This window comes from Antricoccus suffuscus (assembly GCF_003003235.1).
GTDB lineage: Bacteria > Actinomycetota > Actinomycetes > Mycobacteriales > Antricoccaceae > Antricoccus > Antricoccus suffuscus.
On the sequence record NZ_PVUE01000001.1, the window covers coordinates 548,217 to 561,740 of the forward strand.

The window sequence follows — 13,524 nt, forward strand, 5'->3', positions numbered from 1 at the left end:
GCCGCGTGGTGCTGCAGATCGGCACATTTGTACCGGAATGTCGCGGAGCCGAACGCAGCGCGGCCCCGGACCGAAGTCCGGGGCCGCGCTGTCTTGGTTGCTTGGTGTCTCTACTTGGCGACGGACTTCTTGTTGGTCACGCCGAGGTAGATGCTGATCCCGATGATCGCAAGGACAACGCTGATGATCCAGCGAATCCAGTCGAACCCGTTGGTGTCGGCGACGCCGAACGCCTGCGCGATGTAGTAGCCGACGACCGCTGCGACGATACCGATGATGATCGTCCAGAGGATGCCGATAGGCTGCTTACCCTTCATGAAGAGTCGGGCGAGGGCGCCGATGATGGCACCGGTGATGATGGCCGCAAAGATTCCCATGTCGAGGACTCCCTTTTGCTGAAACCGAGTGGTGCTAGCGCGCTCAGTGTATATGTGAGTTAACAGGAGTAACACTTGTTTACTGACGTTTCACCGTATTGAGATAATCGATAGTGCGGGCCATATCGGGCCCCGAACATAAAACTGGGGTATCTGCACAATGACCGATAGGCCGCTACGTCCCGAATTCGTCATGACGCTGTCCTGCCCCGACGCGCCGGGACTCGTCTTCGCGATCACCGGCTTTCTTCGCGAGTACGGCGCCAACATCCTGGACCTGCAACAGCACTCGGACCGCTCCAGCGGCCGCTTCTTTATCCGGGTGCAGATCGAGTTCCTCGACGCGGCCCCCGAGCTTGCGTCAATGCGCGCGGCGTTCGCATCGGTCGCGGCGTCGTACGACATGGACTACTCGATCACCGACGCGGCCACGCCAGCGCGCACGCTGATTTTGGTGAGCAAGTTCGGGCACTGTCTCAACGACCTGCTCTTCCGGCACCGCAACGGGACACTCAACATCGACGTGCCGGTAGTGGTCTCCAATCACGAGGACATGCGCGCGATGGTGGAGTCGTATGGGATCGCCTTCGAGCACATCCCTGTCACGAAGGATACGAAGGCGCAGGCCGAGGCGGCGATGTTCGCGCTGGTGGAGAAGTACGACGTCGAGCTCGTCGTACTCGCCCGCTATATGCAGATCCTGTCCGCGGAGGCCTCGGCGCGCCTGGCGGGTCGAGCGATCAACATCCATCACTCGTTCCTACCCAGTTTTAAAGGCGCGAAGCCATATCACCAGGCGCACGACCGCGGCGTGAAGATCATCGGTGCGACCGCCCACTATGTGTCCGACGTACTGGACGAGGGGCCGATCATCGAACAGGATGTCGCGCGCGCCGATCACGGGATGACCCCAGAGGACCTGGTTGCCGTAGGCCGAGACGTCGAGACTCAGGTGCTCGCGCGTGCGGTCAAGTGGCATTGCGAGCACCGGATCTTCGTCAACGGCCACCGCACTGTTGTGTTCCGCTGATTTTCGTTGGGTGAGCGAGATTTAGTCCGCGATACCCATCGGATGTCGAATCATCCGGGCGCCGGCGCCGTACTGGCTGATCTGGTCGCCGGCGTTGTAGATCGTGCACTTCTTGAGGCTGAGGCAACCGCAGCCGATGCACCCGTCGAGGTTGTTGCGCAGTGTGGTGAGCTCCTCGATGCGCGCGTCGAGGTCGGCGCGCCACTTGCCGGAGAGTTGGCGCCACTGTGCGGCGGTGGGCGCGCGGTCGATCGGCAACGTGGCGGCCATATCGGCGATGATGTCGGCCAGCGGTACGCCGAGCTTGCTGGCTGCGCGGATCACCGCGAGCCGGCGCAGAGTGGATCGGGCGAAGCGGCGCTGCCCGGCGGAGTTGCGCTCACTGTGGATCAGGCCGAGTGACTCGTAGTAGCGGATCGCCGAGGTTGCGAGGCCGCTGCGGTTGGCGACCTGCCCGATCGGCATCAGGTCTGTCGTGCGCAGGTGAGCAGACATGCGCCCCACTCTAATAAGGACCTGGCAAACGCCGCGTCCGCGCGGGCGAGCCCTGGGGCCCACCGGCGCGGACGTGGTGTTGAGTGTGCGTGATGTTAGTCCTTGTACTTAGCGACTTCCTGGCGAGCGACGGTGCGGATGTGCACCTCGTCGGGGCCGTCGGCCAGGCGCAGCGTGCGTGCGTGCGCGTACATGTTGGCGAGCGGGAACTCGTCGGAGACGCCGCCGCCACCGTGGATCTGGATCGCGCGGTCGATGATGTTGGCAACGATGCGAGGCGTCGCGACCTTGATCGCGGCGATCTCGATGCGGGCGCCCTTGGCGCCGACGTTGTCGATCAGCCAGGCGGACTTCTGCACGAGCAGGCGGATCTGCTCGAGTTCGATGCGGGAGTTGGCGATCTGGTCGCGTACGACGCCCTGCTCGATGATCGGGCCGCCGAACGCGTGTCGTGAGGATGCGCGGTCGACCATGGCCTTGATCGCGCGCTCGCCCATGCCGATGAGGCGCATGCAGTGGTGGATGCGGCCGGGGCCGAGGCGGCCCTGGGCAATCATGAAGCCGTCGCCCTCGCCGGACAGGATATTGGCCTTCGGGACGCGGACGTCCTTGAAGTCGACCTCGCAGTGTCCGTGCTGGTCCTGGTAGCCGAAGACCGGCAGGTTGCGCAGAATCTCGATGCCCGGGGTGTCACGCGGGACGAGAATCATCGACTGCTGCTTGTGCGCCGAGGCGTTGGGGTCGGTTTTGCCCATCAGGATGAAGATCTTGCAGCGTGGGTCGGCGGCGCCCGAGGTCCACCATTTCCGACCGTTGATGACGTAGTCGTCGCCGTCGGCCTCGATGCGGGTCTCGATGTTGGAGGCATCCGAGGATGCGACACGCGGCTCGGTCATCGCGAATGCCGAGCGGATCTCGCCGTCGAGCAGTGGCTGCAGCCACTGCTGCTTCTGCTCGTCGTTGCCGAACAGGTGGATCGTCTCCATGTTGCCGGTGTCCGGTGCGGCGCAGTTGATCGCCTCGGGTGCGATGGTCGAGGACCAGCCGGTGATTTCTGCTATCGATGCGTACTCGAGGTTGGACATGCCTGAGACGTCCTTGAGGAAGAGGTTCCATAGCCCGCGGCCGCGCGCTTCCTTCTTCAGCTCTTCGACAATCGGCGGCACTTCGTGGTTGTCGTGGCCTGCCTTGGCCCGCCAGTCGTCGTACTCCTTCTCGGCGGGGAAGACGTGGGAGTGCATGAAGTCCCACATCCTCTCCTGGTAATCCTTGGCTTTTGCGCTGGGTTCGAAGTCCATGGTTCCTCCTTGACCGGGCAAACCGGTATCCGCCATCACTGGCTGCATCGATTCGATTTGATAGTTCGTACCTTCACGTTGTTACTACACGACGAATCGGCGACCGAGCAAGCGCTCGGTCGGTAACCTCACATATTCAACGTGCCATAAACTCAGGCCGATGACGTCCGAGGTGCACGAGACCCCGCAGCGGACGCCGCCGTATCGCTGGTACGCCGATCCGCGGCTTCGGGCCGGGCTCATCGGGTCGGTCGTTTTGTACGCCGGAATCCGGCTGGTCGGGATGATCGTGCTCGCGCTCGGTGTCGATCATGCCGGGCGCAGTCTCGCCGAGCGACTGCTGTCCTGGGACGGTCGGTGGTTCGCGCAGATCGCCGAGCACGGCTATCCGGGCTATATCAACCTGACCGATGTACATGACGAAACGAGCGGTGCCTACGCGTTTCTGCCGGGCTATCCGCTGCTCGTCCGGCTGGTCGCGCTCGTCACCGGCAACATCGACCACGCAGGACTAGCCGTAACTGGCGTGGCGGGGGTGGTCGCCGCGGCCGGGATCTACTGCTACGTGACGCGGTTATCCGGCCGGATCAGGGTCGGCGTACTGGCAGTCGGGCTGTGGGCCGCGCTGCCGATGTCGGTCGTGCTGTCGATGATGTACTCAGAGGCGCTGTTCGTCGCGCTCGCTGTCTGGGCGCTGTATGCCGTGCTCGCCGATCGATGGCTCACCGCAGGAGTGCTGTCGCTGTGCGCGGGGCTGGTGCGACCGTCCGGCATCGCGCTCGGTGTAGCGGTCATCGGCGCCGCGGTGATCTATTTCGTGCGCCGCCGGTACGACGCAACTGGGCCCAGACCGGTGCGGGTGGTCATGTCTGCGGTGCTGGCGGTGATCGGCGTACCGCTGTGGTGGGTGTACGTCGCGATCGACACCGGCCGCGTGGACGGATGGTTCGCCGTACAGGACTTTTTCTGGGGATCCCACCTGGACTTCGGGGTGAGTTTCGCGGATGGGTTCTGGGACGCAGTCACCTTTGTGGGCATCGGGCACGGCTCGAGCGCAGTCGGGTACATCGTCAACTTCGCCGCCGTGGCGGGCCTGTTGATGGCGCTGATTCCGTTGGTGAGCCTGGTGGTGCGTGCGGTCGGCGACGCGCGCTGGGCGGCGCCGATGCTGTATGCGCTGGTGCTGCTGGGCATGGCGATCGGCTCTGCCGGATACCTACACTCCAAGCTCAGATTCCTGGTGCCGATCTTCCCGATCGTGATTCCGGTGGCGATCGTGCTGATGCGCACTCGCCGGGTCACAGCGACGCTCGTCCTGATCAGCGCCGTACTGCTTAGCGCGTGGTGGGGCGCGTTCATGCTGCTTGTCTGGCCGTACGCCATTTAGCCGTGCTTGTGTCACCAACCGTGCACTTGTGTCACGGAGGTCGGTGACACAAGTGCACAAGCGCTGACACAAGCGGCCTGTGACGTAAATCCGCATTGCGCGCGGCGATAGTCCGCGCGTAGTATTCCATGCGGAATAGTCGACGCGGAGGTTTAAGTGATGGGGACGAAGCCGACGACCCTGGGGATCGCGGTGCTTGCGCTACTGCTGGAGCGTCCGATGCATCCCTACGAGATGTATCAGCTGTTACTCGATCGTCGCGAAGACTTCCTGATCAAGGTCCGCCCCGGCTCGCTCTACCACACTGTCGACCGGCTTACCGAGCTAGAACTGGTCAAAATTGTCGGTACCGAGCGAGATGGTGGACGTCCAGAACGTACGACGTACTGCATCACGCCCGAGGGCACCGAGAGGCTGTCCGCGGGCGTCCGCGAGATGTTGCGTACGCCGGTCAACGAATATCCGCAGTTCCCGGTCGCGCTGGCGGAGGCGCACAACTTGCCGCGTGAGGAGGTCATCGAGTTGCTCAGTGATCGAGTAGCGCTGATCGAAACGGACATCTCTGGAATCACGCACGCGCTCGAAGGCCCTCGAGCGCGGGGTGTGCCTGAGGCATTTTGGCTGGAAGGCGACTACGTCGTTGAGCTGCGGAAGACGGAGGTCCGGCTACTTCGGCGCCTCATCAAACGACTCGAAAACAACGAACTTCCCTGGCCGTACGACGATCCGGCGGCATGCGCCGCTTCGCCCACTGCTGCGGCCTCTACATCAACGAACGGAAAAGAAGTAGATCAATGACCTCGCAAGTAGAAGCGACACCACCTGAGGTCAAGGCGCCCAGCGCCTGGCCCGCACTATGGGCGCTCGTCATCGGATTCTTCATGATCCTGGTGGACACGACCATCGTCTCGGTGGCCACTCCCGCGATCATGGACGGGCTGCACAGTGACGTCAACGCCGTGATCTGGGTGACCAGCGCCTACCTCCTGGCGTACGCCGTGCCGCTACTGATCACCGGGCGACTCGGTGACCGGTTCGGGCCCAAGCGGGTTTATCTAATCGGGCTCACCCTGTTTACGCTCTCGTCGTTGTGGTGCGGACTGACCGGGTCGATCGAGATGCTTATCATCGCGCGGGTCTTCCAGGGCCTCGGCGCGGCGATGATGACACCGCAGACGATGGCAGTCATCACCCGGACCTTCCCGGCCGACCAGCGCGGCCGGGCCATGAGCCTGTGGGGCGCCACGGCCGGCGTCGCGACGCTCGTCGGGCCGATCCTCGGCGGCGTACTCATCGACTCGCTCGGCTGGGAGTGGATCTTCTTCATCAACGTGCCGATCGGCGTGATCGCCTTTGTGCTGGCGATGCGGCTGGTGCCCAACCTGCCGACGCACGTGCATCGATTCGATTGGCTCGGCGTCGCGCTCAGTGCGGTCGGACTCTTCATGGTCGTGTTCGGCATCCAGGAAGGCCAGAAGTACGACTGGAACGTATGGGTGTGGTCGTTGATCATTGCGGGCGTCGTCGTGCTCGTGCTGTTTGTGGTGTGGCAGGCGCGCAACCGCAAGGAGCCGCTGATGCCGCTGAAGCTCTTCTCGGACCGCAATTTCTCGTTGGCCAACGTCGCCATCACCGCAGTGGGTTTCTCGATCACGGCGATGGCTTTTCCGCTGATGCTCTTCGCGCAGGGCGTACTCGGGCTCAGCCCGACCCGTGCGGCCTTGTTGATGGTGCCGATGGCGGTCATCTCGGGCGGGCTTTCGCCGTACGTCGGCAAGCTCACCGATCGTGCGCATCCGCGCTACGTGGCCGGTTTCGGGCTGCTGTGCTTCCCGGTCGCGTTGGTGTGGCTGGCAATGGTGATGACTCCCGGAGTCGCGATCTGGAAGTTGCTACTGCCGATCGCCTTGATCGGTGTGGCGAACGGCTTCATGTGGGCGCCGCTGAGCAGTACGGCGACGCGCAACCTGCCCATGCATCAGGCCGGTGCGGGCGCGGGCATTTACAACACGACGCGGCAGTTCGGCGCGGTGCTCGGCAGTGCTGGCATCGCCGTACTCATGGATGCGCAGATCTCGGCTAACCTGCCCGCTTCGCCGGGTGGCGTGCGTGGCGAGGGGGGCGTCGCGAAGCTTCCCGCGTTCCTGCACGAAGGGTTCAGTACGGCAATGGCGCACTCGATCCTGCTTCCGGCGGGAGTTCTGGTGATCGGGTTGATCGCCGTTCTGTGCTTCACGGCGCCGGGTCATCTGTCCCGCAAGCCGGCGGCGTCCGGATCGACCGCCGAACCCGCGCCGGTCGGCTAACTGCCCGGGAGCCCCACCGCGTCACAGATGACGTCGGCGCGGTAGGGCAGTGGCCCGGCCGGCACGTCGATTAGCCGATATCCGCACTCGCGGTAGGTCTGCTCATGGAGTCGTTCGAAGGCGAGCGAATCGGCGTAACTGATCTGCCGGGCTGCGGTGTTCTCGATAGTCCCTTGATTGCGGACGAAAAGCACGGTCCGGTCGTAGATGTCGGTGCGACGGGTCTCGTCCGTGAGCTCCGGCGGCGCCGGTACGTCGAGGAAACGCGCCAGCGCGAGGGTGCATACCGGAGAACGATCGAAGAACGTCGTCGCGCCGGCCGGCGCCCGTTGCTGGCGGGCGTGCTGCAGCGCGAGCACTTTGTCGACGAATCTCGGCGCGGCCCACGGTTCGGACGCGCCCAGAGACTGCTCGAGCGCGATGACATCCGTGGCCGACTCTTCGACGACGGCGTACCCGCGTTGCTCCAATAGCCGGAGTATGGCGGTCTTTCCGGCTCCCGGCGTACCGGTCAGGATGTAGTTGGGCATGCAGGTCTGGCTCCTTTTCGATGGTGGTGGAGTGCGGGCGTGCTGCGGCGGGCAGCGAGCGGGTTTGAATGAGCAGGTCGGCGGCGCATAATCTCGGGAATGACCGGATTATGGCCAACTTCGAGAGTGTTGAGGTGTGCGGTGGCAGACGCGGACGAGCGCGACTGGCGAGCCGGACCAACGCATGTTGATGCTAGCGGTTATCGCGCGACTAGGGTGACCAGTATGAATCTCGCAAGCTCGCGACGCGCAGGTGGCTGGGATGCGTTCGTCGTCGTGTCACTAAGGTGTCGGGTATGACGTACGCGAGTCAACTGTTGGCCGGTGGTTGCCGTGAATCGACCGGTGGCTCTGTGAGGTGGCGGGTATGACATACGCGGGTCTGCTGTTGGCTGGTGGAATGGGCAAGCGGATGGGGCTGCCCAAGGCGCTTATTCGACTTCCTAATGGTCATTCGATGCTGACCAACTCGATGCGCATCCTGCGCGAGGGCGGCTGCGAGGACGTCGTACTGGTCGTCGGCGCCGGCGAGTCCTATGTCCGCAAGTCGCTCGACGCCGCGCGCGCGGAGGTCCGCGAGATCATCGGCGATGGCCGGCTTTTCATCGTGAGCAACCCCGATTTCGAGGAGGGCATGTCGTCTTCTGTGCGCGCCGGGATGCGTGCGCTGGCTCAACTCGACAGCAAACCGGACTCGGCAGTGGTACAACTCGTCGATACACCGGACATCAGCCCGGACGCAATCGACAAGATCGCCCGCTACAGCGCCCCGGACGCTCTGGTGGTGGCGACGTACGACGGTCAGATCGGGCACCCGACCCTCATCGGTCGTAACCACTGGGAGCCGATCGCATCAACGGTCACCGGCGACGTCGGTGCGCGGCAATACTTCAATGGTCGTAGCGATGTGCAGCGGGTCGCGTGCGATGGTCTCGGTTCGCCTGTCGACCTCGATACGCCGGAGCAACTCGCCGCCCGGCAGCGCACCTTCATCCCCGCCGACGTCGTACGCGCCGAGGTCACCAACGACACGGTCAGCGTGTCGTATCTCGAGATCCTGGTGCGCGACCGGCGAGCCGGCGCGGTGGTGTCGTTCTCGGGCACCGTGCGCGATCACGACGAGGGCCGCACGGTCACTAACCTCAACTACCTGACTCACCCGACCGCAGACGAGACGATCAAGAAGATCGCGCACGAGGTCGCCGCCACGGCAGGAGTCCGCGCGCTCGCCGTACAGCACCGAGTGGGGCCGCTCGAGATTGGCGATGTCGCGCTCGGCTGCGTCGTGTCCGCCGACCATCGCAAGGAAGCATTCGAGGTGTGTGCCGAACTCGTGGAACGGGTGAAGTCGGAGTTGCCGATCTGGAAGCGGCAGATCTTTGAAGACGGCACCGACGAGTGGGTCAACGCCCCTTAACCGCGGGACTCCCGGCAGTTGTTGCGTCCGCCAAAGTGGTCGCAATAACGACCACTTTGCCGGACGCTACGCCGCTCAATCGCACGTGCACTGCTCACGGATTCGCTTAAGGGGTTTGTATGACGACTGATTTGACAATTGACATTGCCGACTTCATCGCGACCGTCGAGGTGCACCGCCCGCCCGCGAACTTCTTCGATGTTGAGCTGATCAGTGATCTCGCCGATACGTTCGAGAAGCTTGACAAGGATCCAGAGTGTCGCGCGATCGTCCTGTGTTCGGAGGGTAAGCACTTCTGTGCTGGCAATGATTTCTCGCGATCGTCGAACGGGGCGCCTCGTAGTTCCGGAGGAGGCGAACTATACAAGGAAGCCGTTCGGCTGTTCTCCGCCGAAACTCCGGTCGTTGCCGCCGTGCAGGGGGCGGCCGTTGGGGGCGGTCTGGGGCTCGCACTGTCGGCAGATTTCCGGGTGGCGTCTCCGTCGTCGCGCTTCGCGGCCAACTTCACGCAACTAGGATTCCATCAGGGGTTTGGTCTTACTGTGACCCTTCCACGTCTCGTCGGCCAGCAGGCGGCCCTCGACATGATCCTGACGGGGCGCCGGGTAAAGGGCGACGAAGCCTTTGCGATGGGCTTGTGTGATGAGTTGGTGCCGGAAGAAGGATTGCGGGCCGCCGCGCGAGCCAGGGCGCTTCAGCTCGCAGCCTCGGCCCCGCTTGCGGTCGTGAGCGCGCGCAAGAGCCTCCGCGGTGATCTGGCAGACCAAGTGCGTATCGCTACCGACATAGAACTGCGTGAGCAGACACGGCTTCGCACGACAGAAGACTTCCGCGAAGGTATCGCGGCTTCGGCCGCCCGCCGTGAACCGAAGTTCAAAGGTCGGTAGGCACACGGCCCGGCGTCGAGTGAGACTTAGCCGCCGGCGAATGGTGGCAGTACGTCGAGGGTGCTGCCAGCCGGTAGGTCGGCCGCGCGGTCGTTCATCGCGACGCCATTGAGAAGGAAGCTGCAAGACGGCATTAACTTGGCCATGGGCTCGCCGTACTTGTCGAGTGCCGTGTCGATGAACTCCTGCAGGGTGCTGGCCGGGTACTGGGCTTCTTCGGTCCCCGCGGCGGCGCTGGCCGCCGCGAAGAACCGCACGGTGATCGTCACGGAACTAGCCACCGATCGCCGACATCGGGCGCGCTGGCTGCAGGAACGATGGGTCGTCGATCCCGTGCCCCGCGCGCTTGCCCCACATGGCCTTGCGCCATTGTTCGGCGAGTTCTTCGTCGGTCGCGCCGGACCGCAGCGGCGTACGCAGGTCTGACTCTTCGCGAGCGAACAGACAGTTGCGGATGTCGCCGTCGGCGGTCAGCCGAGTGCGGTCGCAGTCACCGCAGAAGGGCCGGGTTACCGAACCGATGATCCCGACCTTGGCCGGCCCGCCGTTGACCAGCCAGGTTTCGGCCGGCGCCGCGCCACGGTGGGCGGGGTCCGGAGTCAGGTCGAACAACGGTTGAAGCTGGGCGAGGATCTCCTCGGCGGTGATCATGGTGTGCCGGTCCCATACGTGTCCGCCGTCGATCGGCATCTGCTCGATGAACCGCAGCTCGTAGCCGTGGTCGAGCGCCCACTGCAGCAGCGCGGCGGGCTCGGTGTCGTTGATTCCGCGCATCAGAACCGAGTTGACCTTGACGGGGGTGAGGCCTGCAGCGGCCGCAGCCTCGATGCCGGCGATGGTGTCAGCGAAGCGGTTGCGCCTGGTCAGCGACGTAAAGGTGACGTCATTGAGGGTATCGAGCGAGACGTTGACTCGATTGAGCCCGGCATCGGCGAGGGCCTGCGCGTTTTTCGACAGGCCGAGCGCGTTGGTCGTCAGACTCATATCTGGGCGCGGGGTCATCTTGGCGACCTGGTCGACGATGCTGACCAGCCCCGGTCGCAGCAGCGGTTCGCCGCCGGTAAATCGAATCTCTTCGATACCAAGTCGCTCAACCGCGATACGCGCTAGCCGGACGATCTCGTCGTCGGTGAGCAGCGTGTCTTTCGGCAGCCACGGCAGCCCCTCGGCGGGCATGCAGTAAGTGCAGCGAAGGTTGCATCGGTCGGTAAGGGAGATGCGCAGATCCTTGGCGACACGACCAAAAGTATCGACGAGCTTGCCCGCTTTACGGGCCTCGTCGATCGTCATCGGGGCATCCACTGAAATAGACATCACGCTCACTCTAGGTCGTTTGGCAACACTCCCGCCACACCGGTGCATCGGACGACTGGTCAAATCGCCCCGCGCAGTGTTCCGCGGGTAACAAGGGGCAGCGTCGGCGCCGTGAAACGAGATACGATGGTGAGCCGTTTGCCTTATTTATGTGCGCGCGGTTCACGACCGAACCACACGTACGACGTACCGAGCATGGAGCAGCGTTCTTTGCCAGAGTCACCTGCCACGCCCGAGCACTCCGAGGTGCCGGCTGATGCGACTGATACGCCCGGCGTACCGACGTCCGAGCAGCGTGTCGACCCCGAGGCCATCGAGATCGCCCGTGAACAAGAGCACGTCGACAAGGTCAACGTGCGCGTTGAGCAGCTGCTGCTCAACGCTGACGCGATCACCCGCGAGGGGCTCGCCCGCGGACGTTCAGGAAGTTTCGGCGGACTTGTTGAGCGCGACGCGTTCGTGCACGTGGCGTCTCGTCGCAAGCATCTGCTCAACCGCGAGCACGAGGGGCTGGTCTTCGGCCGGCTGGACTTCGATAACCGCGTCGTGCACCACGTGGGGCGGATCGGCGTACTGGACGAAACCTACGATCCGCTTGTCTTGGACTGGCGTGCCCCGGCGGCCGCGCCGTTTTATCAAGCGACCGCCCACGACCGGCTTGGCGTCATCCGGCGCAGGGTCATCCGCTGCAGCGGGCCCAAAGTAATCTCGGTCGAAGACGACCTGCTCGATACCGAGGCCGAGCTCGATGGCATGAATGTGATTGGCGACGGCGCGCTCATCGCGTCGCTGTCGCGGGCGCGCACCGGTCAGATGCGCGACATCGTGGCGACGATCCAGAAGCACCAGGACGAGGCGATCCGCGCGCCCTCGGACGGCGTAACGCTGATCTCGGGTGGGCCAGGCACAGGCAAGACCGTCGTCGCGCTGCACCGCGCGGCGTACCTGCTGTATCGCGACCGGCGCAAGTTTGAGACGACCGGCGTGCTGGTCGTCGGACCGTCGCGGACCTTTATGCGTTACATCGAACGCGTGCTGCCCTCACTTGGCGAGGACTCCGCGGCGCTGCGCTCGGTGAGTGAACTCGTGGACGGGTACGCCGCGAGCAGGCACGATTCGCCTGAGATCGCCGCTATCAAGGGCGCCGCGAAGATTGCTCCGGTAATGGGGCGCGCCGCACGGTTCATCCCACCGGAGGCTCCGTCAGAGTTTCGGCTGCTCTATCGCGGACAGCTGCTCGTCGCGAGCGGACCACAACTCAAAGGGCTGCGACGTAACGTCCTGCGCGGCAACCGGAAGTACAACCGGTCGTTCCGGGCGGTCAAGGACGCGTTGAGCGACCTGCTTTATCGCGAGGCCGGCGAGCGGGTGCAGGAGGAGCGCAACCTTTCGGAGTTCCGTGAAGAGCTCGGCGACCGCGAGGAGTACAACGAGTTTCTCGCCGCCTGGTGGCCGATGCGGACGCCGGCCGACGTACTACACACGTTGCGCGACAAACAGTTTCTTCAGGTCTGCGCAGGAGGGGCACTGCGCCGCGAGGAGATCGCGTTACTGGCTGAAGACTGGGCAGCGCACGACGACTTCTCGGTCCAGGACATCGGCCTACTCGACGAGATCCGCGACGCACTGGGGGAAATCCCACCACCGCCGCCACCGCGGGACGAGTTCGACCTCGCGCAGTACGAAGAGCTGACCACCGCCGCTGACCGGGAGTACGCCGTTGCGGGCACCCGGGTCCGGCCGGACAACTACGCCGGTTACGGCCACGTGATCATCGACGAGGCGCAGGACTTGTCGCCGATGCAGTGGCGGATGGTCGGTCGTCGCGGACGGTTCGCGTCGTGGACCGTCGTCGGCGACGTCGCGCAGAGCTCGTGGGGCAATCCCGCCGAGGCGCACGCCGCCATGCTCGAGTCGATGGGCAAGGGCACCCGCCGCGAGTTCCACCTCGACACCAACTATCGCAGCCCGGCGGAGGTCTTCCGGCTCGCGGCAGATGTCATTCGGGCCGTCGTACCGGACGCGGACCTCCCCGACGCCGTACGTTCCACCGGATTCGAGCCCGAGCACGTCATCACCGACGAATTGCGGTCGGCGACCGGCGATGCGGTACGCCGGCTGCTCGACGACGTCGAGGGCATCGTCGCGGTCATCGCACCCGCGGCACGATGCGACGAGGTCGCGGACTGGATCGCCGAGTACGACGCTGAGCGGGTGTCCGTCGTCGACGAGCTGTCCGCCAAAGGCTTGGAATACGACGGGGTCGTCGTACTGGAGCCGGACGAAATCGCAGGCGGAAACGCCCGGGGCACAAGGATTCTGTACGTCGTACTGACTCGAGCGACGCAACGACTCGTGACGATTGGGCGGACCGCCGACTGGCTGCCGCGCGACGCTGCCTCCGGGGTCGAGACCCCGGCCGTGCCCGACGAGGACGACACGGGCGAGCGGTACGCCGCCCAGCCGTCGTTGTGGGATTGAGC

Annotated in this window: 13 protein-coding genes; 7 read left to right on the forward strand and 6 right to left on the reverse strand. The window is 64.4% G+C overall.

Features of this window, described 5'->3' with window-relative positions; all coding sequences use genetic code 11:
- Positions 1 to 110 precede the first annotated feature (110 nt).
- On the reverse strand, positions 111 to 377 hold the full coding sequence (locus CLV47_RS02580) for a GlsB/YeaQ/YmgE family stress response membrane protein (protein ID WP_106347412.1): 267 nt from the start codon (positions 375 to 377) through the stop codon (positions 111 to 113).
- Positions 378 to 537: 160 nt separating this feature from the next.
- Between CLV47_RS02580 and purU the strand changes: the two genes are divergently transcribed.
- Complete coding sequence (gene purU, locus CLV47_RS02585; protein WP_106347413.1) at positions 538 to 1,407, forward strand: formyltetrahydrofolate deformylase; 870 nt, start codon at positions 538 to 540, stop codon at positions 1,405 to 1,407.
- A gap of 21 nt (positions 1,408 to 1,428) precedes the next feature.
- On the opposite strand, the gene soxR is transcribed toward purU, so the two are convergent.
- Complete coding sequence (soxR, locus tag CLV47_RS02590; RefSeq protein WP_106347414.1) at positions 1,429 to 1,902, reverse strand: redox-sensitive transcriptional activator SoxR; 474 nt, start codon at positions 1,900 to 1,902, stop codon at positions 1,429 to 1,431.
- A gap of 95 nt (positions 1,903 to 1,997) precedes the next feature.
- A complete protein-coding gene (locus CLV47_RS02595; RefSeq protein WP_106347500.1) occupies positions 1,998 to 3,200 on the reverse strand; it encodes an acyl-CoA dehydrogenase family protein in 1,203 nt (400 codons plus the stop codon).
- 160 nt (positions 3,201 to 3,360) lie between these two features.
- Here CLV47_RS02595 and CLV47_RS02600 point away from each other — a divergent pair, with 160 nt between their 5' ends.
- The 3 genes from CLV47_RS02600 (at position 3,361) to CLV47_RS02610 (ending at position 6,893) form a co-directional block, all read left to right on the forward strand.
- Positions 3,361 to 4,587, forward strand: a complete 1,227-nt coding sequence (locus CLV47_RS02600; protein WP_106347415.1) for a mannosyltransferase family protein — start codon at positions 3,361 to 3,363, stop codon at positions 4,585 to 4,587.
- A gap of 159 nt (positions 4,588 to 4,746) precedes the next feature.
- Positions 4,747 to 5,385, forward strand: a complete 639-nt coding sequence (locus CLV47_RS02605; protein WP_106347416.1) for a PadR family transcriptional regulator — start codon at positions 4,747 to 4,749, stop codon at positions 5,383 to 5,385.
- Positions 5,382 to 6,893, forward strand: a complete 1,512-nt coding sequence (locus tag CLV47_RS02610) for a DHA2 family efflux MFS transporter permease subunit (RefSeq protein WP_106347417.1) — start codon at positions 5,382 to 5,384, stop codon at positions 6,891 to 6,893. The genes CLV47_RS02605 and CLV47_RS02610 overlap by 4 nt, the downstream gene beginning before the upstream one ends.
- Here CLV47_RS02610 and CLV47_RS02615 read toward each other — a convergent pair.
- Positions 6,890 to 7,423 (reverse strand): AAA family ATPase, encoded by a 534-nt coding sequence (locus CLV47_RS02615; RefSeq protein ID WP_106347418.1) that lies wholly within the window; start codon positions 7,421 to 7,423, stop codon positions 6,890 to 6,892. The two genes, CLV47_RS02610 and CLV47_RS02615, sit on opposite strands and share 4 nt — an antisense overlap.
- Positions 7,424 to 7,790: 367 nt before the next feature.
- On the opposite strand from CLV47_RS02615, the gene CLV47_RS02620 reads away from it, so the two are divergent.
- Complete coding sequence (locus CLV47_RS02620; RefSeq protein WP_106347419.1) at positions 7,791 to 8,840, forward strand: molybdenum cofactor biosynthesis protein MoaE; 1,050 nt, start codon at positions 7,791 to 7,793, stop codon at positions 8,838 to 8,840.
- A gap of 119 nt (positions 8,841 to 8,959) precedes the next feature.
- On the forward strand, positions 8,960 to 9,727 hold the full coding sequence (locus CLV47_RS02625; RefSeq protein WP_106347420.1) for an enoyl-CoA hydratase/isomerase family protein: 768 nt from the start codon (positions 8,960 to 8,962) through the stop codon (positions 9,725 to 9,727).
- A 26-nt stretch (positions 9,728 to 9,753) separates the two neighbouring features.
- On the opposite strand, the gene CLV47_RS02630 is transcribed toward CLV47_RS02625, so the two are convergent.
- Positions 9,754 to 9,996: a MoaD/ThiS family protein gene (locus tag CLV47_RS02630; RefSeq protein ID WP_106347501.1), complete on the reverse strand. Its 243-nt coding sequence runs from the start codon at positions 9,994 to 9,996 to the stop codon at positions 9,754 to 9,756.
- Positions 9,997 to 10,000: 4 nt separating this feature from the next.
- Entirely contained in the window at positions 10,001 to 11,041 is a 1,041-nt protein-coding gene (gene moaA, locus CLV47_RS02635; protein WP_202862339.1) for a GTP 3',8-cyclase MoaA, read from the reverse strand.
- 210 nt (positions 11,042 to 11,251) lie between these two features.
- Here moaA and CLV47_RS02640 point away from each other — a divergent pair, with 210 nt between their 5' ends.
- Positions 11,252 to 13,522 carry a HelD family protein gene (locus CLV47_RS02640; protein ID WP_202862340.1) on the forward strand — a complete coding sequence of 757 codons (2,271 nt, stop codon included), beginning with the start codon at positions 11,252 to 11,254 and terminating at the stop codon, positions 13,520 to 13,522.
- The last annotated feature ends 2 nt before the right edge of the window (positions 13,523 to 13,524 follow it).